25 protein-coding genes and 1 pseudogene are annotated in these 26,196 nt (G+C 62.7%); 14 read left to right on the forward strand and 12 right to left on the reverse strand.

Annotation, left to right across the window (positions count from 1 at the left end):
• Positions 1-33: 33 nt before the first annotated feature.
• Positions 34-1,344 carry an extracellular solute-binding protein gene (locus HCZ30_RS14615; RefSeq protein ID WP_167639049.1) on the reverse strand — a complete coding sequence of 437 codons (1,311 nt, stop codon included), beginning with the start codon at positions 1,342-1,344 and terminating at the stop codon, positions 34-36.
• 232 nt (positions 1,345-1,576) lie between these two features.
• On the opposite strand from HCZ30_RS14615, the gene HCZ30_RS14620 reads away from it, so the two are divergent.
• Entirely contained in the window at positions 1,577-2,578 is a 1,002-nt protein-coding gene (locus HCZ30_RS14620) for a substrate-binding domain-containing protein (protein ID WP_167639050.1), read from the forward strand.
• Here the strand turns inward: HCZ30_RS14620 and HCZ30_RS14625 are convergent, their stop codons facing one another.
• On the reverse strand, positions 2,579-3,160 hold the full coding sequence (locus HCZ30_RS14625; protein ID WP_167639051.1) for a TetR/AcrR family transcriptional regulator: 582 nt from the start codon (positions 3,158-3,160) through the stop codon (positions 2,579-2,581). It abuts the gene before it with no gap.
• A gap of 599 nt (positions 3,161-3,759) precedes the next feature.
• Here HCZ30_RS14625 and HCZ30_RS14630 point away from each other — a divergent pair.
• From HCZ30_RS14630 to HCZ30_RS14660, 7 genes are all read left to right on the forward strand, one after another.
• The gene (locus HCZ30_RS14630) at positions 3,760-4,569 is read left to right on the forward strand and encodes an ABC transporter ATP-binding protein (protein ID WP_167639052.1); all 810 of its coding nucleotides are present in this window, start codon (positions 3,760-3,762) and stop codon (positions 4,567-4,569) included.
• A gap of 1 nt (position 4,570) precedes the next feature.
• Positions 4,571-5,554, forward strand: coding sequence for a FecCD family ABC transporter permease (locus HCZ30_RS14635; RefSeq protein WP_167639053.1), 984 nt, complete (start codon positions 4,571-4,573; stop codon positions 5,552-5,554).
• Positions 5,551-6,582: a FecCD family ABC transporter permease gene (locus HCZ30_RS14640; protein ID WP_167639054.1), complete on the forward strand. Its 1,032-nt coding sequence runs from the start codon at positions 5,551-5,553 to the stop codon at positions 6,580-6,582. The genes HCZ30_RS14635 and HCZ30_RS14640 overlap by 4 nt, the downstream gene beginning before the upstream one ends.
• A gap of 70 nt (positions 6,583-6,652) precedes the next feature.
• Positions 6,653-7,582: an ABC transporter substrate-binding protein gene (locus HCZ30_RS14645; protein WP_167639055.1), complete on the forward strand. Its 930-nt coding sequence runs from the start codon at positions 6,653-6,655 to the stop codon at positions 7,580-7,582.
• Complete coding sequence (locus HCZ30_RS14650; protein WP_167639056.1) at positions 7,582-8,421, forward strand: hypothetical protein; 840 nt, start codon at positions 7,582-7,584, stop codon at positions 8,419-8,421. Before HCZ30_RS14645 ends, HCZ30_RS14650 begins: the two co-directional genes overlap by 1 nt.
• A 93-nt stretch (positions 8,422-8,514) precedes the next feature.
• Positions 8,515-8,880 carry a glycine zipper family protein gene (locus HCZ30_RS14655; protein ID WP_167639057.1) on the forward strand — a complete coding sequence of 122 codons (366 nt, stop codon included), beginning with the start codon at positions 8,515-8,517 and terminating at the stop codon, positions 8,878-8,880.
• A 48-nt stretch (positions 8,881-8,928) separates the two neighbouring features.
• Positions 8,929-9,231 (forward strand): hypothetical protein, encoded by a 303-nt coding sequence (locus HCZ30_RS14660; RefSeq protein ID WP_167639058.1) that lies wholly within the window; start codon positions 8,929-8,931, stop codon positions 9,229-9,231.
• Here the strand turns inward: HCZ30_RS14660 and HCZ30_RS14665 are convergent.
• Both HCZ30_RS14665 and HCZ30_RS14670 read right to left on the reverse strand, forming a co-directional pair.
• Positions 9,221-9,562: a zinc ribbon domain-containing protein YjdM gene (locus HCZ30_RS14665; RefSeq protein WP_167639059.1), complete on the reverse strand. Its 342-nt coding sequence runs from the start codon at positions 9,560-9,562 to the stop codon at positions 9,221-9,223. The two genes, HCZ30_RS14660 and HCZ30_RS14665, sit on opposite strands and share 11 nt — an antisense overlap.
• Before the next feature lie 42 nt (positions 9,563-9,604).
• Positions 9,605-10,285 carry a GntR family transcriptional regulator gene (locus tag HCZ30_RS14670; RefSeq protein WP_167639060.1) on the reverse strand — a complete coding sequence of 227 codons (681 nt, stop codon included), beginning with the start codon at positions 10,283-10,285 and terminating at the stop codon, positions 9,605-9,607.
• Between the two features lie 254 nt (positions 10,286-10,539).
• Between HCZ30_RS14670 and HCZ30_RS14675 the strand changes: the two genes are divergently transcribed.
• The 5 genes from HCZ30_RS14675 to HCZ30_RS14695 are packed head-to-tail and all read left to right on the forward strand — an operon-like array spanning position 10,540 to position 15,202.
• On the forward strand, positions 10,540-11,514 hold the full coding sequence (locus tag HCZ30_RS14675) for an ABC transporter ATP-binding protein (protein WP_167639061.1): 975 nt from the start codon (positions 10,540-10,542) through the stop codon (positions 11,512-11,514).
• 37 nt (positions 11,515-11,551) lie between these two features.
• Entirely contained in the window at positions 11,552-12,817 is a 1,266-nt protein-coding gene (locus HCZ30_RS14680; RefSeq protein WP_167639062.1) for an ABC transporter substrate-binding protein, read from the forward strand.
• A 60-nt stretch (positions 12,818-12,877) separates the two neighbouring features.
• Positions 12,878-13,726, forward strand: a complete 849-nt coding sequence (locus HCZ30_RS14685; protein ID WP_167639063.1) for an ABC transporter permease — start codon at positions 12,878-12,880, stop codon at positions 13,724-13,726.
• A 1-nt stretch (position 13,727) separates the two neighbouring features.
• The gene (locus tag HCZ30_RS14690; protein WP_167639064.1) at positions 13,728-14,564 is read left to right on the forward strand and encodes an ABC transporter permease; all 837 of its coding nucleotides are present in this window, start codon (positions 13,728-13,730) and stop codon (positions 14,562-14,564) included.
• Complete coding sequence (locus HCZ30_RS14695; protein WP_167639065.1) at positions 14,564-15,202, forward strand: aspartate/glutamate racemase family protein; 639 nt, start codon at positions 14,564-14,566, stop codon at positions 15,200-15,202. Before HCZ30_RS14690 ends, HCZ30_RS14695 begins: the two co-directional genes overlap by 1 nt.
• Here the strand turns inward: HCZ30_RS14695 and HCZ30_RS14700 are convergent.
• The 7 genes from HCZ30_RS14700 to HCZ30_RS14730 all read right to left on the reverse strand — a co-directional run bounded on the left by HCZ30_RS14700 (position 15,199) and on the right by HCZ30_RS14730 (position 22,932).
• On the reverse strand, positions 15,199-16,152 hold the full coding sequence (locus HCZ30_RS14700; protein WP_167639066.1) for an aldo/keto reductase: 954 nt from the start codon (positions 16,150-16,152) through the stop codon (positions 15,199-15,201). The genes HCZ30_RS14695 and HCZ30_RS14700 overlap by 4 nt on opposite strands.
• Positions 16,153-16,251: 99 nt before the next feature.
• Positions 16,252-17,322: a c-type cytochrome gene (locus HCZ30_RS14705; RefSeq protein WP_167639067.1), complete on the reverse strand. Its 1,071-nt coding sequence runs from the start codon at positions 17,320-17,322 to the stop codon at positions 16,252-16,254.
• A complete protein-coding gene (locus HCZ30_RS14710; protein ID WP_167639068.1) occupies positions 17,319-17,897 on the reverse strand; it encodes a cytochrome c oxidase assembly protein in 579 nt (192 codons plus the stop codon). The genes HCZ30_RS14705 and HCZ30_RS14710 overlap by 4 nt, the downstream gene beginning before the upstream one ends.
• A complete protein-coding gene (locus HCZ30_RS14715) occupies positions 17,891-18,292 on the reverse strand; it encodes a hypothetical protein (RefSeq protein ID WP_167639069.1) in 402 nt (133 codons plus the stop codon). Before HCZ30_RS14715 ends, HCZ30_RS14710 begins: the two co-directional genes overlap by 7 nt.
• A complete protein-coding gene (locus tag HCZ30_RS14720) occupies positions 18,292-20,847 on the reverse strand; it encodes a cbb3-type cytochrome c oxidase subunit I (RefSeq protein ID WP_167639070.1) in 2,556 nt (851 codons plus the stop codon). The genes HCZ30_RS14715 and HCZ30_RS14720 overlap by 1 nt, the downstream gene beginning before the upstream one ends.
• Positions 20,844-21,803, reverse strand: a complete 960-nt coding sequence (gene coxB / locus HCZ30_RS14725; protein ID WP_167639071.1) for a cytochrome c oxidase subunit II — start codon at positions 21,801-21,803, stop codon at positions 20,844-20,846. Before coxB ends, HCZ30_RS14720 begins: the two co-directional genes overlap by 4 nt.
• Positions 21,804-21,903: 100 nt before the next feature.
• Complete coding sequence (locus tag HCZ30_RS14730) at positions 21,904-22,932, reverse strand: Ldh family oxidoreductase (RefSeq protein WP_167639072.1); 1,029 nt, start codon at positions 22,930-22,932, stop codon at positions 21,904-21,906.
• Positions 22,933-23,121: 189 nt separating this feature from the next.
• Between HCZ30_RS14730 and HCZ30_RS14735 the strand changes: the two are divergent.
• Positions 23,122-24,474 (forward strand): annotated as a pseudogene (locus tag HCZ30_RS14735) (MFS transporter).
• Positions 24,475-24,570: 96 nt separating this feature from the next.
• Here HCZ30_RS14735 and HCZ30_RS14740 read toward each other — a convergent pair.
• Positions 24,571-26,157 carry an ABC-F family ATP-binding cassette domain-containing protein gene (locus tag HCZ30_RS14740; protein WP_167639073.1) on the reverse strand — a complete coding sequence of 529 codons (1,587 nt, stop codon included), beginning with the start codon at positions 26,155-26,157 and terminating at the stop codon, positions 24,571-24,573.
• Between the last annotated feature and the right edge of the window lie 39 nt (positions 26,158-26,196).

Consider the following 26,196-nt stretch of genomic DNA (forward strand, 5'->3'; position numbering starts at 1 on the left):
GCGGGCAGGCGGGAGGCCCTGCCCGCCGTTCGCTCATTCGAGGGTCATCACGTTCTCTTCGCCGAACTCGTCGACCAGAGCTTCGTGATATTCCTCGAGGGCATCCTCGGGATCGACGCCGTCAAGAATGGCGCCCGTCATGTCCTGCACCAGCGCAGAGACCACCTGATAACCGGGGTAGGTGTCGCGGCCCGTGGTTGTCGCGGCAAGTTCGGTCGCTTGGGCGAGGAACGCGTTCTCCATATATTCTGGCGATTCAGAGATGTCGGTCCGCACGGCCATGCGGCCATTGTCGAGCGTCCACTTCTTGAAGTTCGCCTCGTCGAAGATCGCGGTGAGAAGCGCTGTCGCGGCCTCTTTGTCCTCCGCGCCGGCATTCACGCCAATGGCCCAACCGCCCGAGATATTGGTGGTCGCGGGCGCACCTTCGGCGCCGCTGCCCGGCCATGGGGTCCAGCCGATGATCTCTTCGCGGTTACTCGGCACATCAAGCCCGTTGCAGTCGAACAGGCACGCCCATTCCCACGATCCGCTGGCGAGGATGCCAATCTCGTCGTTGTTCAGCGCCTCGCGCACCGCGCTCGATAGGTCGGTCGCATAGTTGATCGACGGCTCGGTGAGTTCGCGCTCTACATAGACCTCGTGGTAGAGGTTCGCGGTCGCCGTGATGGCGGGGCTTGCGCCGATCCATTTTCCCTCGGCCCAATTGCGCAGGCGGTTGCGCTCGCCCTCTTTTGTGTCCGCGCCGAGCATCGCCATGTAGAAGCCCTGCATCGTCGCGGCTTCGGCCTGCTTGGTGCCAGCGGGCAGCAGGAAGGCATAGTCCGCGCCGGTGGCGTCCTTCACCTTTTGCGCGGCGTCCAGAACGTCATCCCACGTTTCAGGGTGCCACGGCATTTCGATGCCAGCGGCCTCGAAGTTGGATTTGTCATACCACAGCATCCGCACATCGGTGTCGGTTGGCAGGGCATAAACTGAGCCGTCGAAAGACACGACGTCCAGCAAGCCCGGCATGTAGTACTGGAACTGGTCCCAGTCCGAGAGCGGACCTTCGAGCGCTTCGAGGTAGCCGGCGGACGCAAGCTCTGCGACCATGAAGCTGTCGAGCACCGCAACGTCCGCCGCTGTGCCAGCGGCCAGATCGACAGCCACGCGCCGGTCATAGCCGTCGACGGGTAGTTCGGTGCTGGTAACGGTGGTGCCGGTGTCGGCCTCGTACTGCTCGATCGCAGGCTCGACGAGCGAGGCGATCCACTGCGGGTACATGATAGACACATCGGCGAAAGCCGTGGTTGCACTTGTGCTCAGGGCGCAGATCGCGGCCCCGGTCAGAAATTTTTTCATTACTAAATACTCCTCCTCCGGACGGTTCTCACTTGCAAAGTAGGCTACCGCCATAGGTTGATCGTAGGCACTATTCGAAATTTATTGCAACGTTACAATTTACAATTCTTACTGGCTTATTCCGCAAACGTTTTGAATCATTAGATAAAAAAATTCCGTTCGCTATGGGTTTCTGCTATCAATTGCAACGATGCAATTCTGCAGTGCAGCGCCTTTCTGAACCGGACCCGACATGCCCAAATCCCGCCAACGCCCTACTTTGAAAACACTTTCCGAACATACGGGGCTTAGTCTTTCGACGGTGTCGCTGGCGCTGCGGGGCGGCGAAAATCTCAAAGAGGGCACGCGACTCAAGGTGATGAAGGCGGCGCAGGAGCTGGGCTATGTGCCGGACCGCGCAGGGGTGAAGCTGCGAACGGGGCGGTCGAACGCGGTGGGGATCGTACTGGACGGGCACGAGGATTCTGTCGGGTTTTCGCGCAACCTCATTCACGGGATCAGCGATACGGTGCGGGCGGAGGGGCTTTTGCTCAACGTCTACCCCGAATTCGACAGGGCGGAGACGAACCGCACGATCCAGAGCCTGATTGCTGGCGGGCAGGTGGACGGGTTGATCCTGACGCACACCGAACCGCAGGACGCGCGGGTGAAGATGCTGCTGGAGATGGACTTTCCCTTTGTCACACACGGCCGGACGGAACTGTTCACCCCGCACGCATACCACGACTTCGACGCGGCGGCGTTCGTTGCGATGGCCGTTCAGCAACTGGCGGATCGCGGGGTGGGGCAGATCCTTGCGGTCATGGCCGAGAGCGAGATTTTCAACCACGATATGCTGGCCCGCCAGTTCCGCGCCGAATGCGAAGAGCGTGGGATCACGGCAGAGATTTACAGCGGTCCGCGGCGCGGGCGCGACCATATCCGCGGCCTGCGCGAGCTTGGCCTGTCGCTCGCCAATACCGGCGTCGAGGCGATCCTGTGTGACAGTGAATTGACCGCGATTACCGTCGCCACGGGCCTGCGCGATGCGGGGATCAGCGTCGGGGATGACATGCCGATGGTGGCCAAACAGACGTCAGATCTGCTCTACGCGCTGTTTCCCGAGATCACGGGGATTTACGAGGACGTCTATGCCTCGGGCCGCGAACTGGCCCGTCTTTTGATGCAACGCATTGCAGGCGTGGCGGCGGGCGAGTTGCAGACACTCGCCGCGCCAGTGGTCTATCGCGGCTGATTAGCGGCGCGGCCAGCCGTTCAGCATGGCTTGCAGCGTCAGGCGAAGTTCCGGCGTGCGGTCAAGGTCGGGCATCCAGCTGATGATGCCAGGATGGTGGAAAGCGCCGGTGGCAAAGAACAGGGTGGAGGTCGCCTCCTCAGTGGAGGGGCCGAGGTTCAGTTCCTCGACCATACCCGCCAGTTGGCCCTTGAGCCGCGCAAGGTGATGACCGGCAGCAGGGGTGCCGCGCACGACGGCCATATCGAACGCGGTGAAAAGCTGGATATCGCCCAGAACACGCTCGCGCTTTAGGGTGTAGAGGGTCACGAACCAGTCGACGATGCGCTCTTCGGCAGGGGCGGCAGAGTCCGCGATGTCCTGTAAAGGCGACTCAGTTTTCGACAACCAACGCTCCACAACGGCGTCCAGCAGGGCCGCTTTACCGTCGAAATAGGGATAGAGCGCCGCGTGGGATACACCCATGGATTTAGCGACATCACTCAGACGAAGCTTGTCCACGCCAAGAGTGCGGATTTTTTCCATCGAGATTTCAATGGCTTTGGCGCGGATCTCGTCAGGGGTGAGACCTAATTTGGGCATACGTTTTGAACTCCGTTGACCGAGGCAATACAAACAAACTACAGAATTTGCAGAAAGTAAATTAAAGGAACCTAATCTGTCATTAGTGGTAACGAGGCCCAAGGCACTCCGCTAGGGCCTGTAATCGTAACGCCGCAATGTTTGGGTTCTTTTATTGCGCTTCATTCTCATATTGACCACTCATGAAAGAGCCTTCTCATAAACACTACTCCCGCACAGGACAATCTCCTGCCCTCCGCCCGTTTCCTTGCCGGTCTCGCTGCGATTCTGTTTGTTCCGATCGTTGTGTGCTTCTTCCTGCCCGAAGTCCCCGCTTGAGCCGACTATCCGGGCATCATCTTCAACCTCGCTATCTTCGGCCTCGTGTCGCGTATGCCCGCTCCCGAATGGGGCCGCGCGGCGGGGTATGGCTGGCTGATCATCATCGCCTTCTATGACGGCAACGGCCGCAAAGAAGCCTGATCCTATAACGTCCCCTGTGCGGTGTCCCTTCGGGGGCGCCGCATTTAGCTGATTATTTTAGTCAGCCATTGAATTCCTCTCAGCAGAGGCATATTCCGAGCGAAATAGTCAATTTTTCGCAAAGCGGGATATCCGCCATGTTGGACCAGCAGACGATCCTTTCTCCGATCCTCAGAACCTATGATCTGAAAGCGGGCTACGAGGGCAAGACGATCCTGAACGGCGTCGATCTGGATGTCGGACAGGGCGAGTTTGTTGCGCTGATCGGGCCGAATGGCTGCGGGAAATCGACCCTGCTGAAGACGATGGCCCGTATTCTCACGCCCACGAGCGGCGTTGCAGAGCTGAACGGCCGCGCTGTTCACGACACCCCCACCCGCGAGATTGCCAAGGCGATGGCGCTGCTGCCGCAGACGCCGCTGACGCCAGACGGGCTGACCGTGCGCGAACTGGTCGCGCAGGGCCGTTTTCCGCACCAGACGCTGTGGCGGCAGTGGACCAAGGCGGACGAGACCGCTGTCCACGACGCGATGGAGGCGACCGATGTCCTCCAGTTCGCCGATCGTCCCGTGACCGCGCTGTCGGGCGGGCAACGGCAGCGGTGCTGGATCGCGATGACGCTGGCGCAGGATACGGACGTCATTCTGCTGGACGAGCCGACGACGTACCTCGATTTGAAAATCCAGATCGACGTGATGCAACTGCTGTCCAAGATCGCGGCGCAGGGGCGCACGCTGGTCGTGGTGCTGCACGAATTGAACCTCGCGGCTGCTTACGCCGACCGCGTGGTGATGATGCGCGACGGCGCGATCGTGCATCAGGGGCATCCGGCGGAGTGCATCACCGCCGAAACGCTCGAAGACGTGTTCGGACTGCGCGCCCGCGTAATGACCGACCCCGACACGGGGCGGCCCGTTTGCATTCCGATGACTGGCCCCGCTGCCTGAGATGGGCCGCCTGACGATCAGTTTCGCGCTGACCGCCGCGCTGGTGGTGCTCGCCGCGCTATTCCACATGAGCGTGGGCGCAAAGGCGGTGCCGCTGTCCGAAGTGACCGGCGCATTCACCGCGTTCGACCCTACCGTGATGGATCACCAGATCGTCCGCGCCTTGCGCCTGCCGCGCGCGGTGATCGCCATTTTCGCGGGTGCGGCCTTGGGCATGGCGGGCGCAATGACCCAAGGGATCACCCGCAACCCGCTCGCCGAGCCAGGCATTTTGGGCGTGTTGAAGGGCGCGGCGTTCGCGGTGTTCATCTGCGTCGGCTTCCTCGGGCTGGTGAGCGTTGCGTGGATTCCATTGGTCGCCGCCATCGGCGCTGTCATCAGCGGAGCCATCGTCTTCGCCATCGCGCGGGCCGCGCCGGAGGGGGCGACACCCGTGACACTCGTGCTTTGCGGCGCGGCGATTTTGGCGTTCCTCTCGGCTGTTCTCATGGCAGTCCAGCTCCTCGATGAAACGACATTCCAGAACCTGCGGGTCTGGGCAAGCGGGACGCTTACGGGCGCCAAGCTGGAGACCGTTTACTGGGCGCTGCCGTGGGGCGTCGTCGGCGCGGTCATCGCGGTTTGGATCGCGCCGCGCGTGACGGCAATGGCGATGGGGGACGAGGCGGCGCTCGGCCTCGGGATCGACCTGACCAAGACGCGGGCATGGGGCTTTGGCGCCGTGGTGTTGCTGAGCGCGGCGGCGGTGTCGGTCGCTGGCCCGCTGGAGTTCCTCGGCCTCGTGGTGCCACACATGGCGCGGATGATCGTCGGCGCGGACTACCGCGCGATCGTGCCGTATTCGGCTTTGCTGGGGGCGCTTGTACTTTTGCTGGCCGACATTGCGGCACGGACTGTGCTGGCACCGGCAGAGATTTCAACGGGCATCGTGCTGGCGCTGATCGGCGCACCGGTGTTCGTCGGCCTGATCCGGGCGCGGCTATGACGCGGGTCTGGGCGAGCAAAACGGGCCGGTTTTCGGTGCTGCTGCCTGCGGCGGGGTACGGCGTTTTGGCCGTTCTCGCCGCTGTGCTGGTGGTGTTTTTCATCGGGCAGGTGGCCTTGGGTACCTATACCCTGTCACTAGCGGAGGTCTGGGCCACGCTGACTGGATCGGCGCAGGACATGGCCCGCACGGTTGTCTTCGACTTCCGCATTCCGCGCGCCTTGGCCGCGATGCTGGCGGGGGCGCTGTTGGCGGTTTCGGGGGCGATCTTGCAGGCGCTCACCCGCAACCCTTTGGCCGATCCGTCGCTGGTCGGCGTCAGTCAGGGCGGTGCTTTGGCGGTCGTGTCGACCATCATCCTGTTCCCCGCATTCCCGCCCGCGCTGCGCCCCTTGGTAGCCTTCGTCGGCGCGATGGCCGTAGCCGCTTTGGTCCAAGCCTTGTCGGACAAGGGCAGGGGGCGGAACGCGTTGCGCTTTATCCTCATCGGCATCGCGATTTCGTCGTTCCTCGCCGCGCTGATCCGCGCGTTCCTGACCTACGGAGACATCCGCGACTCCATGTCGGCGCTGAGCTGGCTGGCGGGGAGCGTGCATTCGTCGGGCTGGCAGGACGTGGCGATCATGGGGGCGGCTTTAGCAGTCGTTTTCACGACGATCCCCGCGGTGGCGCGGCGGTTGTCAGTGCTGCAACTGGGCGAAGAAGCGGCCACGGGCCTCGGGCTGGACGTGCGTTTGAACAACCGCGTGCTGCTGTTCACATCGGTCGCTTTGGCAGCGGTCGCAGTGGCGGCGGTCGGGCCGCTGGTGTTCATCGGCCTCATCGCCCCGCAAGCGGCCAAGAGGATGGTGCGGACCGGCGCGGGCATGCACTTGCTGCTGACCGCACTCACAGGCGCGATCATGGTCATCGCGGCGGACCTTGCCGGACGGACGCTGCTTTCGCCGACCGAGATCCCAGCGGGCGTGGTGACGGCGATCATTGGCGCGCCTGTGTTTTTGCTAATCATGCTGCGCCGGAATGCGTAGGTCGGGCGCTTTACTTCCTTTCCATACTATTTTAGTCAGGAATGAGATTTTTCAATTGCCGAGGTTCGCTATGCGACTCATTCCGCTTTCTACCTTTGCCGTTCTGATGTCCTCTGCCGCTGCGATGGCGCAGGACTATCCGCTGACGATCGAACATAAATTCGGCACCACCGTGATCGAGGAAAAGCCCGAACGCGTGGCAACGCTCGACTATGTCGGCGCGGACGATCTGCTGGCGCTTGGCGTACAGCCGGTGGCGATCCGTTACTGGTATGGCGACTACGAACACGCCGTCTGGCCGTGGGCGGAGCCGCTGCTGACCGCCGAGCCCGAGATCCTCAAGGGCGAGATCAATTTCGAACAGGTCGCGGCCTCCGATCCCGATGTGATCTTTGCGATGTGGTCGGGCATCACCGACGAGGACTACGAAAAGCTGTCCAAGATCGCGCCGGTGGTCGCAGTCGTTCCGGGTATCGGCGATTACGAGATGCCTTGGGACGAACGCGCGCTGCTGGCGGGCGAGGTCGTCGGCGAGGCCGATCTGGCGCAGGAACTGGTCGACGGCGTGCGTGCGCAACTGGATGACGTGGCCGCCGCGCATCCCGATTGGGCGGGCAAGACGGCCTCGGTTGCTTACATGTGGGGCGATGCGCCCGGTGCCTACACCAGCGCGGATATCCGTCCGCAGGTGCTGGCCAAGATGGGCTTTACTACGCCCGAGGCCATTGACGCGAACCCCGATCCGAGCGGTTTCACCACCACCCTGTCGACCGAGGATTTGTCCCCTCTCGACGGTGATCTGATCATCTGGATTTCGACCGATGGCGATTATTCCAAGATCAACGGCCTGCCAACCAAGCCGTTCCTGACCGCCGCGCAAGAAGGTTACGAGGTGTTCCTCGATGCGGAAACCACGGGTGCGTTCAGCCACTCGACCCTGCTGAGCCTGCCTTATGCGGTCGAAAAACTGGTCCCGCAGATCGAAGCCGTGATCGACTAATGGTCCTCCACGCGCCGCAACTGACACCTGCCGACTGGCCCGCTGCCTATGCAGCGGCGCTGCCGTCGTTCGTGTTGCTGCGGCGCGAGTTAGCTTCGGGGTTGCTGCGTCTGTCGGACCTGTCGGACCCTGCCGCGTGCGGGCTGGCAGTGGCCGAGGAGCTGCGCATCTACGATGACCTCGACAGCAAGAGCTGCGGGGCGTTTTTCCTCAATCGCATGGGCTACGAGGTCGCGCGGGCGATGGCTGCGCTCGACCTCACGGGCCACCAGATCGGCCACCTGACGGCAGAGAGCATCGCGTTTCGCACCAGCGTCGCGGTGTTCCGGTCGGGGGACGAAGAACTGCCGTACCTGCAAACCTCGCTGGTGTTTCCGCACTGTTTCATGATCGGACAGAGCGACCCCGCCGCGCGGGTGAATGATGCTATCGTGCGGGTCTTCGCGCCTGTGATCGAAGCGGTCACGCTGAACTGCAAGCTGTCCAAAGGCGCGCTCTGGCGGATCGTGGCGGACGGCGTGGCGGCCGCCTATCTGGAGCTTGGCAAGGCGGCGAACGACCCCGAGGCCAAGAAGCGCGCCGAGGCGATCCTGTGTCTGCGCGGCTCGCCGCTGTGGAACAAACAGGTCGGGTTCATCCGCGTGGACCTGCCCGCCTCCGATGCCCCCGACGGGCAGGCGCAGAGCGAAACCTTCCGCAAGCGCGGCGGGTGCTGCCGTTATTACAAGAGCGCCAAGAGCGGCGGGAAATATTGCGCGACCTGTATCCACGAGCCGGAGCCGCAGGTGGCGCTGATGGACTACCTTAAGCGCCGCCGCCTCGCGGAAATGCACGCCTGAAACGGGCGGTCAATCTAATGAGACCTGCGGTCATATTCTCCTGACTGGCGGGTGGGTAATTGCCTCTCCATGATTTGTGGAAAGGATTATCCAATGAAAAAGACTGTGATTGCCGTGCTTGTTTCCTGTGTGTTTGTGGCTGCCTGCGCCGAGGACGGCTCGCTTTATACCCCTGTTGTAGACGGCGTGCCTGCGGCGAATTTCAACACCGACCTCGCGGCGTGTCAGGCGCTGGCACAGAACCAGCGGCACCTCGATCAGGAAACCATGGCGGCGGCCGCGATGGGTGCGGGCGCGGGTGCGCTGCTGGGGCACTGGGACGATGACGCGGACGCCGCTGGCGGCGCTGTTGCGGGAGCCTTGGCTGGCGGAATTGCCGGTGCGGTCGATGCGACTGACACGCGCAAAGCCATCGTGATCGCGTGTATGCGTGGCCGCGGTCACAAGGTGGTCGCGTAAATGCCCGCCGCCATCGCATAAGCCGCGCTCGCCTGCCTGCCGATCGCCATGCACATCGCGCTGGCCTTCGGCGCACCGCTTGGCCGCTTTACGGTCGGTGGACGGTTCGAGGGCCGTTTGCCGCCGCTCTGGCGGGGGCTCGCGATTGTTCAGGCGTGTATCTTGGCCGCGATGGCTTGGGTGATCCTGAACGAAGGATCACCCGATAGCTGGCTGACGGTCGTGACCGTGATCACGGCGATTTCGCTGATTGCGAACGCGGCCAGCCCGTCCAAGCCCGAGCGCCTTCTCTGGACGCCCGTGCTGTTCCTGATGACCGTCGCGGCGCTGGTCGTGACGGTTATTCGGTGACTTTTTTGACGAACTGGGACTTCAGGCTCATCTGGCCGAAACCCGGGATCTTGCAGTCGATGTCGTGATCGCCGCCGACAAGGCGGATGCCGCGCACCTTGGTGCCGACTTTGACGACGGACGACGATCCTTTGACCTTGAGATCCTTAATGACCGTGACGGTGTCGCCATCGGCAAGGACATTGCCCACGCTGTCGCGGATGACGTCTTCGTCGGCGGGGGCGGCTTCAGCGGACCACTCGTGGCCGCATTCGGGGCAGGTCAGCAGGGCATCCACCTGATAGGTGAACGCGGACGAACATTCGGGGCAGGGGGGCAAGGTATCACTCATACCCAAGCCTTTAGCGCCACGGCGGCGCTCTGCCTAGAGCAACTAATGCGACAGAGCGGCGCGGAGCGTGCTGGGCTTGCTGGTCTTGTTCGACAGATCGAGCGAGGTCAGCAGATCGAGCAGGTGGCTCTTCATCAGTTCCTCGGCCAATGCGCCGTCCTTTTTCTGGAATGCCGAGATCAGGGCGTGGTGCGCATTGCTTTCGCACAGCGCGGCGCGGCGCTGCCAGTAGAGCGCAATAATCAGCGAGGAGCGCGAAATCAGTTGCTCGACGAAGTTCAGGATCGTCTCCTGATCCGAAATGCGCGCGATCTCGATATGGAACTGGCCCGACAGATAGAGCGCCCGCCCGTTATCCCCGTCATGGAGCGCAGCATGTTCGGCGTCGATATGGGCGCGCAGCAGGCCCAGGTCTTCTGGCGTCATCCGTTCAGCGGCAGAGCGGGCGGTGCGCGGCTCCAGCAGGGCGCGGGCCTCGAACACCTCGCGGGCTTCGCGGACCGAAGGCTGGGCGACGAAGGCACCGCGATTGCGCTGGTGTTCGATCAGGCGGCGATGGGTGAGCGCCTGCAAGGCCGCGCGCACGGTGGTGCGGCTGACGCCATAGATATCGCCAAGCTCTTCTTCACTCAGCTTCGCACCGGGGGCGATGCGGTGTTCGTGAATGGCTTTTTCCAGATCGTTTGCCAGCGACTCGGCTGACGGGGGTACGGTGTCGTTCATTGCGTTTCCTCTGCCTTATAAGTGGAATCACGGGCAGCGCAGGGCAAGTCGGACCGTGGGTCAGATCGATGTCGGCAGGATTGTATACAATTTTGTGACCGAATATGTGCACATACTTGTCGCAACTGCCCATTCCCTAAGCAGATCATGTTTCTGCCCCTGCCACCTACGAAAAAGAGATGACGTAACGCGACCGCTCAGGCTGCCATGAGAGCACGAGATTTCAATCTTAGTGCGACAAGCAGGAGTAAGGCATGGGCGCCGGATACGATCTGGAACTGGTCAATCTGACCAAGCGGTACGGCGACACGCTGGCCGTCGATGGCATCGATTACCACTTCAAGGCGGGTCACTATGTCTGTCTGCTGGGGCCGTCGGGCTGCGGCAAATCCTCGACCCTGCGGATGATTGCGGGACACGAGAGCGTTTCCAGCGGGTCGGTCGTGCTGGACGGTTTCGACGTCAGCCACCTGCCGCCCGCCAAGCGCGGCACGGCGATGATGTTCCAGAACTACGCGCTGTTCCCGCACCTGAGCGTGCGCGACAACGTCGCCTTTTCGCTGCGCATGAAGGGCATCGACAAGGCGGCTCGCCACAAGAAAGCGAACGAGCTGCTGGAGCTCGTGGACATGACCAAATACGCCGACCGTCTGCCCGCGCAGCTTTCAGGCGGGCAGCAGCAGCGTGTGGCACTGGCCCGCGCGCTGGTCACGCAGCCCAAGATTCTGCTGCTGGACGAGCCGCTCTCCGCGCTCGACCCGTTCCTGCGCATCCGGATGCGGGCGGAGCTGAAAAAGCTCCAGCGCGAACTGGGCATTACGTTCATCCACGTCACCCACGGTCAGGACGAGGCACTCGCGCTCGGCGACGAGTTGGTGGTGATGAACAACGCGGTGATCGAACAGGCGGGCCGTGCCCGTGATGTGTGGGCCGCGCCGCGCACCGAATTCGTGGCCCGTTTCATGGGTGGCCACAACGTCATCAATCTGGCTGGCAGCAAGGTCGCGCTGCGGGCCGATGACGTCATCGTCGGACAGGAGGGCATGGCCGCGACCGTGTCCGCTGTCGAATATCAGGGCGGCCACGTTGCCCTGACCACAAAGACCGAAACGGGCGAGGAAGTGCTCGCGCTCGTGCCCGAAGGTCATTTCTTCGAGTCTCCCAAAAATCCGGGCGATGCCGTGCGGCTCGCTTGGGACGAGGGGCGGCTGCACCGCCTCCAAGCCTGAACCACTGAAAACTCCTCTCCAACAAGGGACTAACACCATGTCTAAGATGCGTTATAGCCGTCGCGCTGTACTTAAGGGCGGTGCTGCCGCTGCTGCTGCGACCGCTCTTCCAGCCCCGATGATCTGGGCTCAGGAAATCAAGGATATCACCCTGCGCCAGTTCGGCACGGGTGTGTCGAACCTCAACGAGGTCGGCCAGAAGGTCAAAGAGGACCTCGGCTTTACCCTCGAAATGACCGCGCTGGATTCCGACAGCGTCACCCAGCGTGCCGCCACCCAGCCCGACAGCTTCGACATTGCCGACATCGAATACTGGATCTGTAAGAAGGTCTGGCCGACCGGCAACCTGCAAGCCATGGATGTCAGCAAGATCAAGCGCTACGACCAGATCGTCGGCATCTTCAAGGACGGCAAACTGGCCCCCGACAGCGAGATCGCACAGGGCACCGCGCCGCACACCGTCGGCTTCGTCGAAGGTCCGGAGTCGACCTCGTTCGCGAACGAGCAGACCAACTGGATGACCCTCATCCCGACCATCTACAACGCCGATACCCTCGGCATTCGTCCGGACCTCATCGGTCGTCCGATCGAAAGCTGGGCCGAACTGCTGAACCCCGAATTCAAGGGCAAAGCCTCGATCCTCGACATCTCGTCGATCGGCATCATGGACATGGCGATGGTTTGCGAAGCCATGGGCGAAATCCAGTACGCCGACAAAGGCAACATGACCAAGGAAGAGATCGACAAGACCATCGCGATCTTCACCGAAGCCAAGCGCAACGGCCAGTTCCGCGCCTTCTGGAAGACCTTCGACGAGTCCGTGAACCTCATGGCGTCGGGCGAGGTTGTCATCCAGTCGATGTGGTCGCCGGCGATCACCGCCGTCAAATCGCGCGGCATCGACTGCGTCTACCAGCCGCTCAAGGAAGGCTACCGTTCGTGGGGCGGCGGCATCGGTCTGTCGAAGTCGCTCACCGGCATGGAGCTGGATGCGGCCTACGAATACATCAACTGGTACCTCGACGGCTGGGTCGGCGGTTTCCTCATGCGTCAGGGTTACTACTCGGCCGTGCCGGAAACCTCGAAGGAATACATGTCGGCCAACGAATGGGGCTACTGGTTCGAGGGCAAGGAAGCCTCCGAAGACATCCTCAGCCCGTTCGGCGACGTGCTGGCCAAGTCGGGCGACACCCGCGACGGCGGCTCGTTCGAAGAGCGCATGGGCTCGGTCGCCTGCTGGAACGCCGTCATGGACGAGAACCAGTACATGGTTCGCAAGTGGAACGAATTCATCGCTTCGTAATCACTCCCGCGCGGGGGGCATCATGCCTCCCGCGCACTCCGCCTGACTTCGAGAGGCCCCATGACCCGCTCATTTACCGCATGGCTACAGGCAGCGCCGCTGGCGATCGTACTGGTCGGTTTCCTTGTCGCGCCGATCATCATGATTGTGATCGTCAGCTTCTGGGGCGCCACCGAATGGTCGATCTATCCGGCCTTCCAGTTCGATAACTACGCTTATCTGTTCAGCTCGGAAGTCACGTACCGCGTGTTCTTTGCCACGTTCAAATACGCTTTCATCACGTGGGCTTTCACGCTTTCCATCGGTTTTACGGTGGCCTATTTCCTTGCATTCCACGTCCGCACGCAGGCGATGCAGATCGCGCTCTTCCTGCTCTGCACGATCCCGTTCTGGACGTCGAACATCATCCGCATGATTTCCTGGATTCCGTTTCTGGGCCGCAACGGCATCGCCAACCAGACGCTGATTTCGTGGGGCATCATCGACGAGCCGCTCGAATGGCTGCTCTATTCCGACTTCTCGGTGATCCTTGCCTTCGTGCACCTTTACACGCTGTTCATGGTGGTGCCGATCTTCAACACCATGATGCGTATCGACAAATCGCTGATCGAGGCCGCCTATGACAACGGTGCCTCCGCGATGCAGACGCTCTGGCATGTGATCGTGCCGCTGACAAAGCCGGGTATCATGATCGGCACCATCTTTGTCGTGACGCTGGTCATGGGTGACTTCATCACCGTGCGCTTCATGTCGGGCAGTCAGAAAGCCAACGTGGGGCGCCTGATCTCCAACGACATCGGGCTGCTGCAATACCCGTCCGCTTCCGCCACCGCTGTTGTGCTGCTGTGTACCGTGCTGATCGTGATCGCCGTGCTGCTGCGCTTCGTCAACATCCGCAAGGAGCTGTGAGATGGAAAGCCGTTCCCGTTCTTTCTACGTCCTCGCCACGTTTTTCGCGCTGTTCCTGCTGTTCCTCTACGGCCCAACGATCACCATCGCGATCCTGTCGTTCCAAGGCCCGCAGGGCGGTCTGACCTTCCCGATGAACGGCGTGTCGCTCTATTGGTTCTTCGACCTGTTCGAAGAGCAAGCGGTCGGCGATATCTGGGGCGCGTTCCGCCGCAGCTTCGGCCTTGGCCTGATGGTCATGGTAACGACGGTGGTCGTTTCGGTCGCGGCGGGCCTCGCCTTCCGCAAGAAATTTCCCGGCGCGGGCATCCTGTTCTACCTTGCGATCACATCGCTGGTGATCCCGTCGATCCTGATTTCGCTCGGCGTCGGCCTGATCTTCCAGCAACTCGGGCTCAAGATCCACTGGGCGACCTCGGGCTTCGGCTCGCAGCTGACATGGACGCTTCCGTTCGGCCTGCTGATCATGTTCGCGGTGTTCAACCGTTTCGACAAAAGCTTCGAAGAAGCCGCCCGCGACCAAGGCGCAACGGCGTGGCAGACGATCCGCTTCGTGATCCTCCCGATCATTGCGCCGTCGCTGCTCGGCGTTGCTCTCTTCGGCTTTACGCTCAGCTACGATGAATTCGCCCGCACGCTGATGACCGCAGGCAGCTACAACACGCTCCCGCTGGAGATTTTCGGCATGACGACCAACGTCACAACGCCGGTGATCTACGCGCTCGGCACGCTGACGACGCTGTTCTCGTTCCTTATCATCGGCGTGTTCATCCTCACTGTCTTCTTCATGCAAAAGCGCCGCTCGCGCGCCGGTTCGGACGCGGGCAAGGGGGTCTGATGCGCATCGTATATGTGAACCCCAATTCCACCGAGGCGATGACCAGTGGGATCGTTTCGGTCGCCCGCGCGGAACTGCCCGACGACGAGATTATCGGCGTAACCAACGCAGGCGGCCCACCCGCGATCCAAGGACCGGAGGACGGCGACGCCGCCGTTCCCGGGGTTCTGGAGGCCGTCCGCGCCAACCCCGACGCGGGCGCGATCGTCATCGGATGTTTCGACGACACCGGATTGGCTGAGGCGCAGGCGGCGGCATCCTGCCCCGTGCTCGGCATCGGGCAGGCGTCCTATCTGATGGCGGCATTGCTGGGAAAGAAGTTCTCAGTGGTCACGTCGCTCGACGTGTCGGTACCCGTGATCGAAGCAAACATCGCACGCGGCGGTTTCGCGGATGCGTGCAGCGCGGTGACGGCGAGCGGCTTGCCCGTGCTGACCATCGACGAGGGCAGCGAAGATACCCGCAGAACCTTGGCCGACCACATCAGCCGCGCACACGGCGATGTTGTGGTGCTGGGTTGCGCGGGGATGGCGCCGCTGCGCGCCGATCTGGAAGCGCGGACGGGCGTCACGCTGATCGACGGCGTTGCCGCCTCGGCCCATCTGGCAAAGGCGGCAGCGGCTTACATCAGGGCTTAATTGCCGGCGTCATTAAGGTGCGCCATGTCCTCTTCCGTCAGGACCAGTTCGGCGGCCTTGGCGAAGCTTTCGACCTGAGACACCTTGGTCGCGCTGGCAATCGGCGCGGTCACGCCATCCGAATTGATGATCCACGCCAGCGCCACCTCGGCCGGAGCGGCGGAGTGTTTGTCGGCCACGTCGGTCAGCGCCTCGATAATCTTCATGCCGCGGTCATTTACGTATTTCTCGACCATGCCGCCGCGCTGACGGCCTTCGAGGTCGGCCTTGCTGCGGTATTTGCCCGACAGGAATCCCGACGCGAGGCTGAAATACGTCACGACGCCGATGTTGTTGGCGATGCAATAGTCGCGCAGCTCGCCCTCGAACGTGTCGCGGTCGTAAAGATTATATTCGGGCTGGAGCACCTGATAGTGCGGCAGTCCCTTGTCACTGGCGATTTGCGCCGCGTTTTCCAGCATGGTCGCGTCATAGTTCGACGCACCGATGGCGCGGATTTTGCCTGCTTTGAGCAGCTTGTCATACGCCTCCAGTGTCTCGTGATGCTGCGCGGTCGGGTCGGGCCAGTGCGAGAAATAGAGGTCCACGTAGTCGGTTTTCAGACGCGACAGGGAGTCGTCTATGGCGGTACTGATCCAGCGTTCGGACAGGCCCTTTTTGCTCTCGCCGCCCATGTCGGAGCCAACTTTGGTGAAGAGCTTCACCTTCTCGCGCATCCCCGGACGGGCGGACAACCAGTTGCCCAGAACGGTCTCGGACTCGCCGCCCGAATTGCCGTCGGCCCACGCGGAATAGACGTCTGCGGTATCGATGGTGTCGAAGCCGTGGTCGATGAAGGCGTCGAGAATGCGGAAGCTCTCTGCCTCGTCGAGTGTCCAGCCGAGCACGTTGCCGCCGAACACGATGGGAGAGATCTTCAGTCCCGTTTTACCCAGTTCACGATTATCCATGATGAAATCTCCTTTCTGAGGAATGCTCACCATAGCTATCGCGAACGCCGAAAGTTGCGACCCCGTTCACCCGTTCGTGCGCTGCACAACCCGCGGGGTCTATCGCACCGAGGAATAATAGGCGGCGAGGTCCGCGATATCTTCGTCCGACAACGGCTTGGCGGCGGCGGCCATCAGATGCGCGCGCTCGGTCGTTGGAACGGGGCCGTCGCGGTACATCATCAGCCAGTTATAAAGGAAATACCCGTGCTGCCCTGCGATGCGCGGCACGTCGCTGCGTTCGGGGTAAAGGCCGTTTTCGCCGTGCCCTTCGTGGCAGGATGAACAGGCGGCGATGTCCTCGTGTTCACTGCCGCGATTGGCCAGATCGCGCCCACGCTCCGCATCGCCGAAAGGCAAGGGGATGCCGTTCCATTCGGCCCCGCCGCCCGCCATGCCCTCCGCGACGCGGGCGCGTTCGATGGGTTCGAGCGGTTTGGCGAGGGGTTGCATGAACCCGCTCTGCCGCTGGCCGTTTCCGTAGGCCATCAGCGCGGCGATCAGGTAGCCCTCGGACTGGCCGCTGACGATGGGAGCGGCGCCACCCCTGCCCATGCCGTCCTCGCCATGGCAACGGGTGCAGGTGTTGGGAATGCCGTCCGTAAAGCTGATCGCGTCGGAGCTGTAGGCTCCCGCCTCGCCGAATGCTGCCTCTTCGTATGTAGTGCGATCGAAGTCGTTGTAATGGCTCAGGAATGCGGCCATCGCCCAAGGCTCGTCATCACGCTCGGCGACCCATGACGGCATCCCTGTGTATTTGAAGCCGTGGCGGGCGATCCACCAGAATTCCTCGGGTTCATAGTCGTCGCCATCGAGCGGCGGCGGGGCGGGGCGCATATGTTCTACGACAGGATTTCGCTCGATCCCCGGTGCGCCGTGGCACATCTGGCAGCTCGTCGCAAAATGCCCCGCGCCGAGGCGGATGAGGGCCGGATCGCTCAGATCGACCTGCGCCGGCACCTCGATACGGCTGGCGCGGACGGTGACGGCGTTGCGCAGATACTGGTGCAGCACCTCGCCCACCAGCGGGAAATGCGGGACGGAGGCGGCGATGTTATAGGGCGCGAGGGTGAAGAACGCGGCACCGGCAATGGCAGCGATGGCGGCTCCGCCGATGAGGTAGTGTTTCATGCGAATGCCTCCGATGTTTCGAGTGCGAGCCAGATCCGGCGGAGGGCCGCGGCGAGGTACATCGCGCCGCCTGCGCCAGCCATGAGGATGCCCGCGATCTGTTGTTCTTCGAGCGCATCAAGGCCCAGATATCCCGCGCAAAAACTGCCGTAGAGCAAGCGCGGCGCGAGGCCGATCAGCGCGCCGAGCAGCGTCATATGCATGGTCGTGACCAGCAGCACGATTGCGCCGCCGAAGTTCCCTGCGCTCCGCACCGAGGTCCACAAAAGCAGCCCTGCGAGCAGGAAACTCGCCTGTTCCAGCACGAACCCCGTCGTCGTCATCCGCGCCCAGACATGCAGCGAAGGCAGGTGCCAAGCCCAGACGATGACGGCCTCCATGATCGCTCCCGCCGCAAGCCAGACGGCGCTATTGGGCAGCGGCAGACGGAAGGCGAGCAGGGCAGGCACCATGACGGTGACGCTCAGGTGCAGCACCATATGCAGCACCATCGACCCCGTCGCCAGCCTCGGCAGTGGCGACAGCCAGAGCGCGGCGAGAAGCAGCAGCGCAAATATCCGGCGGGGCGTCAGCATTCGCCGAGCACCAATCCGGGGATGATGTTGAACACGATGGCGACCGCCGACAGCACGCAAAGCAGCAGTGAGACGTGGCCGATGAACTTGTCCCGCCCGCGTTCGGAGCTTTCGGTGATCTCCTCAAAGATCAAAAACACGCCGCCGTAGCGTTTGACGGCGATCCACGCCAACCACGCGATCACCGCGCAGCAGAAAACGCCGAGACCGATGGCGATCCAGCGCGGCTCCATCAAGGGTGCAGCGTTCGGGGCCTTCGCGCAATAGACGGCGGCGACCCAGTAGGAGATCAGGAAATGCGCCGCCCAGATCGAAGGCGAAGCGACGAGGATCCAGATCGACCCTTGGTCAATGACGCGAGGCGCATCACCGGGCGGTTCGGGAAGCTCGGGCATCACAGCACTCCCATCATCAGCGGGAACAGGGCGAGAAGGGCGAAGGTCACGATCACGGTGATCGCCACGAAATGCCCGTAGAGCGTCAGGTTGATGACGTCCGCGCGGAAAATCGGCGTGCAGCAATGCTTCCAGATGCGGGCGATGACGTAGCCGTGCATCACTGCATCAAGGATCAGGTGCAGGCCCGTCCAGAGGATCAGCATCCAGACCATTGCGTCGAAACTGTGCACCGTCGGATCGAGGCCCACCGCCCACGCGGCATAGCACCACGCAGCGATACCGGCGGTTTTTATGACGACGGAGCCGACCAGCAGGATCATGGAGATCGTGCCGTTGTCCTTTCGCAGTGCCTCGCGCGCCGCGATCGTCATGCCCCAACCGACCAGCATCAGTGCGAGGCCGCCCATCAGCGGACCGAAGGCAGGCACATCGGCCAAAGACGGCAGGAAATCGGGCAGCGCGGTCCAAAAGAAGAAGTAACTGAACACGAGGCCCGTGAACGCCGTCATATCGCCTGTCATGGTGATGAACACCGCCCACCAGCCGACGGATTTGTTCCCTTGCGCGTAGGTCGGCAAAGTGATCCCGCGTCCGACGTACTTGGTCGTCTTTTCGGGGATGCGCGCCGTGCCGGTCCAGAGCCAGCGCAGCACGAACGCCACAAAGCCCGCGCCGAAGAACAGCGTCCATGTCCAGAGGTGGAAGGTCGCGAGGATGAACACCGCACCGAGGCAGAACGCAGCGCCGAGTGTCAGGAAGCTCGGCCCGCCAACGCGCTGCACGAACAGGGGCCGCGCGTCGAGGATGTCGGTGACGATCAGTTCGCGCTCGCCCTCTTCGGCATCAGGAAGGAACCACTCCCCGCGGTCCATTTCGCCGACCAGTTCAGGCTGTTCCCACAGGGGATAGCGGGTGTGCACGTAGGGGATCGAGCGGACGCCCCACGGGGTGCCTTCCTGCTCTTCCGACCACTCCATCGTGCCCGCGTTCCAGATGTTGCGCGGCGCAGCGGCGTGTTTGCCGCGCGGCCACAGGACGTTGATAGCGAGCACGAGGAAACCGAAGGCAAAAACGAACGAACCGATGGTGGAGACCATGTTCAAGAGGCCCCAGCCGTCCGACAGTTGATACGTCCAGACGCGGCGCGGCATGCCCATGATGCCCGTCCAGTGCATCGGCAGAAACGCCACGTTGAAGCCGCCGAACATGAGCCAGAAGCTCCACTTGCCCGCGCGGTCGTTCATCTTGCGCTTGGTAACAAAGGGATACCAGTAATGGATGCCCGCGAAGAGCGGGAACAGCATCCCGCCGATCAGCGTGTAGTGCAGGTGCGCCACGACAAAGTAACTGTCATGCGCCTGCCAGTCGAACGGCACCAGCGCGACCATGACACCCGTCAGGCCGCCGAAGACAAAGATCGCCAACGCTCCGCCCGCGAACAGCATCGGAACCGACGGGCGGACCTTGGCGACGAGCATGGTGGCGATAAAACAGAAAATCTGGATGCCCGTGGGGACGGCCACGGCCTCTGACGCGGCAGAGAAGAACGCGAGCGATATTTCGGGCAGGCCGGTCGTGAACATATGGTGGACCCACAGCCCGAAGCTGAGGAACGCGACGCTCACCGCCGACAGCACGATCCACGAATGACCGACCATCGGACGACCGGCAAAGGTCGGCAGCATGGTGGCGATCAGCGCGATGGACGGCAGGAAGATGATATAGACTTCAGGATGCCCGAAAATCCAGAACAGATGCTGCCAGAGGAGCGGGTCGCCCCCACGGTCGGGGTCGAAGAACGCCCAGCCGAAGGCGCGCTCCATCTCCAGCAGCAGATCGCCCGCGATGAGCGGCGGGAAGGCGAAGAGGATCATCCCCGCCACGACCAGCACGTACCAGCAATAAAGCGGCACGAGGTTCAGGCGCATCCCCGGCGGGCGGGATTTCAGGACGCCGACGATCAGTTCGACCGCTGCGGCGATGGAGGAGACCTCGATAAACGACAGGCCGAGCAGCCAGATATCCGTGCCGAGGCCGGAGTACGCGGGGTCCGACGACAGCGGCGTATACATGAACCAACCGCCATCCGGCGCGACCCCGAAAAAGATAGAACCGCAGACGAAAACGCCGCCGATCACGAAGCACCAGAAGCCGAAGGCAGAGAGCCTCGGGAACGGCAAATCGCGGGCGCCGAGGATCTCGGGCAGGATGATGATCGCGACCGCTTCGAAGATCGGGACCGCGAAGAGGAACATCATCGCCGTGCCGTGCAGCGTAAACAGCTGGTTATAAAGTGACTGCGAAAACAGCGGGTTATCAGGCACCGCGAGTTGCACACGGATCAGCAGCGCGAGGATGCCGGCAAAGACGAAGAACGCGAACGACGTCAGCAGATACCACTTCCCGACGTGGCTGTTGTTGACGGCGGAAACGCCGCGCCAGCCCGTCGGTTTTTTCCACACATCAAGCAGCCGCGCGCGCTGCGCCTCGTCACGGGCCTTGTCGTAGGGTTCGGCGGGCGGAAGCTGGGAAAGGTCGATTTCGTCCGTCATTCAAGGCTCATGAGGAAAGAGACAAGGGCCTCCAGCCGCGCGCCGTTGATGTGCGGATAGCTGGGCATGTCGATGTCGGGTTTCATGTTGTCGAGGTCGGTGATCCAGTCGGACACGTTATCTGGCGTCATTTTGTAGATACCAGCGCCGAGCCGTTCGCGGCTGGCAAAGTGCGTCAGATCGGGACCGACAGGGCCGATGGAGTCCGTGCCGCGAATGGTGTGACACGACCCGCAACCTTCCTCGGTGAAGACCTGATAGCCTTCGTCCTCAGGGTCCACGGTGGCGGGTTGGGCCTGCGCCGCGAGCCACGCGTCGAACTCGTCAGGCTCCATCACCACAGTGTCGAACCGCATCAGCGCGTGCGCGCCGCCGCAGTATTCCGCGCAAAGCCCGCCCCAGTTGCCGAGCTTTTGCGGGGTTAGCGCCAATTGCGTTTCGCGCCCGGGGATCATGTCCATTTTGCCGCCCAAGGACGGCACCCAGAACGAGTGGATCACGTCGTCGGCGGTCAGCTTAAATAGCGCGGTTTCACCCAGCGGGATGCGGATTTCGTTGGCGGTCGGGACGGGCCCGTCGTCGGTGTCGTAGACCACGCGCCACCACCAGCGCTCGCCATCGACGCGTATTGTGCGGTCGCCTTCGTTCGGGGTGATGTCCTTGAGGATGACGAGCCCCCAGACCAGCAGCGCGCCGACGACCACGGTCGGAAATACCGCGCCGCCCCAGACGATGAAGTGCCGCGCCTGCTGTTCGCGGTCGGGAACGGAGGCCTTTTGCGCGTAGACCGCTGCGCCGATGACGATGCACCAGATCACGGCCGCCCCGATCAGCAGCACCCAGAACAGATGTTCCACGCGCTGCGCTTCCTCGCCCGCCGCAGAGAGCCAGTTGTGCCGTCCACTACATCCCGCGAGCAAAAACGGAAGTAAGAATAATACCTTGCGCCCCGACACCCAGTCCCCCGAAAGCTATCAGAAGAACCAACGGCTTAGTCGCGGGAGGGTTCCCGAAAAAGTGAGTCTTTGTGAGCGAGGACCGCGGAACGCGGCATTTTTAATCGAGCGCGGCAAGGCCCTGAGCTTCGAACCGGTCGAGCTGGGCGACCTCGGCATCCGTCAGCGTGATACCCTCGGCCAGCGATTTTTCCCGCGCTTCGAACCGCCGCTGCGAGGGCAGGCGGGCGCCTTGCGCACCGATCGCACTGAGCAGCCGCTCGCCCTCGTCAATCGGATCACGACCCGAACGCGCGGCAAAAACGGCGGGGTCCATGGCAATGACCAGCGCGCCATGGCGAGGCAGCAGTGTGCCATTGGCGCCCGTGAATTCCAGCGCCTCCTTGCTCATCCGCTCGCCCAGCATCGCGCCCGCCATCAGTTCGATCATCGTGGAAATGGCAGAGCCCTTGTGACCGCCGAAGGGCAGCATCGCGCCGTCCAAGGCGGCCTCGGGATCAGTGGTCGGGTTGCCGTCCTTATCAACCGCCCAACCTTTGGGCAGGGGCGTTCCGGCGCGGCGGTGAAGTTCGATTTCGCCCCGCGCCGCGACGCTGGTGGCGAAGTCGTAGACGTAGGGATTTTCGCCCTGACGCGGGTAGCCAAAGGCCATCGGGTTGGTGCCGAGCAGCGGCTCCGTCCCGCCGGCGGGGGCGACGAAGGCATAGCTGGGGCACATGGAAAGGGATGCCAGCCCTTCGGCAGCCAGCAATTCCACCTCATGCCAGAGCGCCGAGAAGTGCAGACAATCCCGGATCACCAGCGCGGCGATGCCGGTCTCCTTGGCCCGCGCGACCAGCGCATCCTTGGCATGATCGAAGGCGGGATTGGCGAAACCGCCATGCGCCTCGACCTCGATCACTGCCTTGCCGCTGTCATGCAGTTCGGGCTGCGCATCCGGCACGGCGAGGCCCGCCTGAACCGTCCGCAAACACCCTTCGATCCGGTAGATACCGTGCGATTTGCAGTGATCCCGCTCGCCATTGACGATCACCGTGGCGACAGATGCGGCGTTCTGCGGCGTGAGGCCGGCACCCGTGAAAATGCGGGTTACACGATCATGCAGGTCGGTCACGGAAATGGTGGTCATGGTGGCTCCAAAGGTGGTTCGGGCGCAGTGAAGCACAACGTGTCAGGGGCCGCAAATCCCCCTTAGGGTACTATTGATGATACTTGAGTTGAAGCCCGCACCAATAAGTGACATCTGATGTTACGAAAGGATCGTTTGACCGAAAGTACTCTTATGACCGTCCCCGCCTCACGCACCCAATGGCTTGCCATGGGGTTCCTCTGCCTTGGCAGCTTTATCAATCTGCTCGACGTCACCATTGTCACTGTCGTCTTGCCGCAAATACGCGCTGATCTGGGCGCGACCCCGACCGAGCTTGAGTGGGTCGCCGCGATCTACGTTCTGGCGCTCGCCGCCGCGCTGCTCCCGATGGGGCGGTTCGGCGATATTTGGGGCCGCAAGCACCTGTTTGTTTGGGGTATGGCGGGGTTTACGGTCGCCTCTGCCGCCTGAGCGGGGGCGACGGGCATCACCATGCTGATAGGCGCACGCCTCGCGCATGGGGTGTTCGCTGCGATGATGGTGCCGCAGGTTCTTGCGATCCTGAATGTGACCTTCCCGCCCGAGCAAAAGACCCGCGTGTTCGGCATATTTGGCGCGGTTTCGAGCCTTGCCTCCGTCGCTGGCCCCGTGCTTGGCGGCGGCTTGATTGCGCTTGATCCCTGGGGGCTGGACTGGCGCGCGATTTTCATCGTGAACGTACCCTTGGGGCTGGTTGCCATCGTCGGCGCAGCGCTGACAATCCCGCCGGCAGAGGCCGCCTCGCGCAAGGTCGACTGGATCGGCACGGGGCTCTTCGCGCTGACCACGGTCTGCCTCATTCTGCCGCTGATCGAAGGGCGGACCATTGGATGGCCTTGGCCGATCATCGCGCTTCTGGTGGCGTCGCTCCCCTTGGCGGCGCTGACAGCACTTTACATGCGACGGCGCGACCGCAACGGCCAAGCCGTACTTATTCCCGCCGTTCTGGTGCAGAACACGTCATTCATGCGGGGCCTCGGGCAGATCGTGATCGTTTTCTCGGGCGTTCCGGGATTCTTCCTCGTGCTCACGATCTACTTGCAGTCCGCCCTCGACCTAACCCCGCTGCAAAGCGGCTTCGCCACGGCAGCGTTTCCTGCGGGCGTTATGGCCGCGTCGATGTCGGCATCACGGCTCAACGGTTGGCCGTTGTACCGGCGGATCGGCTTCGGAGCTGGGCTGCTTGCCTCCGGCATGGTGCTGACCGCCACGGTCCTGTCGCACGTCGGCGCGGGGGTCATGCCGTGGCATCTCACCCTCCCGCTGGCGATTTGCGGGCTTGGCATGGGCACGGCTGTTGTCGCGCTGTTCCAGTCGGTCATGGCCGCCGCACCAGCATCGGAATCCGGAGCCGCATCGGGCGCCATGCAGGCATTCCAGCAAGTCGGCGCGGCGCTAGGGATTGCCGTGATTTCAGCCATTTACTTCGGCTTCTCAGCGACGGGCGATACGCTGCACGCGATCCTTTTGGCCTGCCTTTACCCCGTGATCGTCTTCACGCTCCTCGGTGTGGTCACGCTGCGCAAAAAGGCTATAGCTTGATCATGGCCAAGAGGGCAATTGCTGCGCAGCCCGATCTGTCGCTCATCAGCCGCTACTTCGGCGGCTTTGCCAAACTGCTGGCTAACGGGCTGCCGATCAGGGAGATATAGGGCCTAGCACGACGGTCCGGTTTGGCGCGAGCCGATGGATGAAGGCCGCGTCATGGCTGATGGCGAGCACGGCGCCGTCGTAAGCGGCCAGCGCGGCCTCTAGCGCTTCGAGACCCGCGAGATCAAGGTGATTTGTCGGTTCGTCAAGGATCAGAAGTTGCGGAGGCGGGGTGCCGCCCAGAACGCAGGCCAAGCCCGCACGCAGCCGCTCTCCGCCGCTGAATTCGCCCGCATCGCGCAAGGCATCGTCCGCGCGAAACCCGAAGCGGGCCAGCGCGGCGTGCGCGTCTTGCGTGGTTGCACCCGAATGACGTGCGAGGAAGGTATCGCGCAGGCTTTGCCCGTGTTCAATCACATCGAGATGCTGGTCCAGCAGCGCCCAACCAACATGCATTCGGACCTCTCCCGAGGTCGGAGGCATCTGCCCCGTGATCAGCTTCACAAGCGTCGTTTTCCCGCTGCCGTTAGGGCCGGACACGACGATGCGCTGCGGGCCGGTGATGGTCAGAGAAAGTTTTCCGATCACTGGCTTATCTGGCATGTAGCTCGCGCTGACATCGCGCAGGGTCAGCACCGTTTTGTCGGCGGGCATGGCGGTGGAGGCGACATCCATATTGATGGGTGTCAGCACTTCGACCTTCTGGCGAGCGGCTGTCAACGCATCCTCGGCCTCGGCCCGGCGCACGTTGCGAAGGCGAATGCCTGCGCTGGCGGAGGCTTCGGCGCGGTTCTTTTCAAAGTCGTGGAACATCTTCGGCTGACTGCCGCCCACGCGGGATTTGCGGCCAGCGGCATCTTTGCGCGCCTTGCGCTCAGCCGCCTCGCGGGCGCGCAGGGCGGTGTCGTCCCGCACCTTTTCCGCGTGGGCCAAGGCGCTTTCGGCAGCTGCAAGCTCGTTCTCTTTCAGAGCGCGGTAGGCGCTGTAGTTGCCGCCATAGCGGGACGCGCCGAGCGAGGTCAGCTCGACAATCGCGTCCATTTTTTCCAGCAGTTCCCGGTCATGGCTGACGACAACCGCCGCACCTTTCCAACTGCCCAGCAGGTCGATCACAAGACAACGCCCCGCACGGTCGAGGTTATTCGTCGGCTCGTCCATCAGCAGGATATCGGGCTGCGCGAAAACAACCGCCGCCAAAGCCGCCCGCGTCTGTTGCCCGCCCGAAAGGCTTGCGAGCGGCGTCATGAGGTCAGCGTCAAGCCCGCAGCGGGTGAGGGCGGCGGCCATCCTGTCCGGAAGCGTCCAATCGGCCTCTGCGATGTCTTCGGCCGTGGCGACGCCATTTTCGGCGCGGTCCAGAACGGCCAGAGCGGGGCGCACGTCGAACAGGTCAGCGATGGCCACGTCAGGATCGTGGATCTGCCGCATCATTGCCAGCGTGCCGCTGACCGTCACCTGACCAGAGGGCGGCGCAATCAGACCCGCGGCAAGCCGCAAAAGCGTGCTCTTTCCCGCGCCATTACGCCCGACAACGCCGGTGCGCTCGGTACCAAAGGTCAGATCAAGGTCGGTGAAAAGCGGAGAGCCGTCAGGTTTGGACCAAGACAGGCGGCTGAGGGAAATAGAGGCGGGCATGAGGCATAATTTCTCGCTGCGAAACACGATAGGCGAATG

Origin of the sequence: Marivivens donghaensis (assembly GCF_011806565.1) — a bacterium.
Lineage (GTDB): Bacteria > Pseudomonadota > Alphaproteobacteria > Rhodobacterales > Rhodobacteraceae > Marivivens > Marivivens donghaensis_A.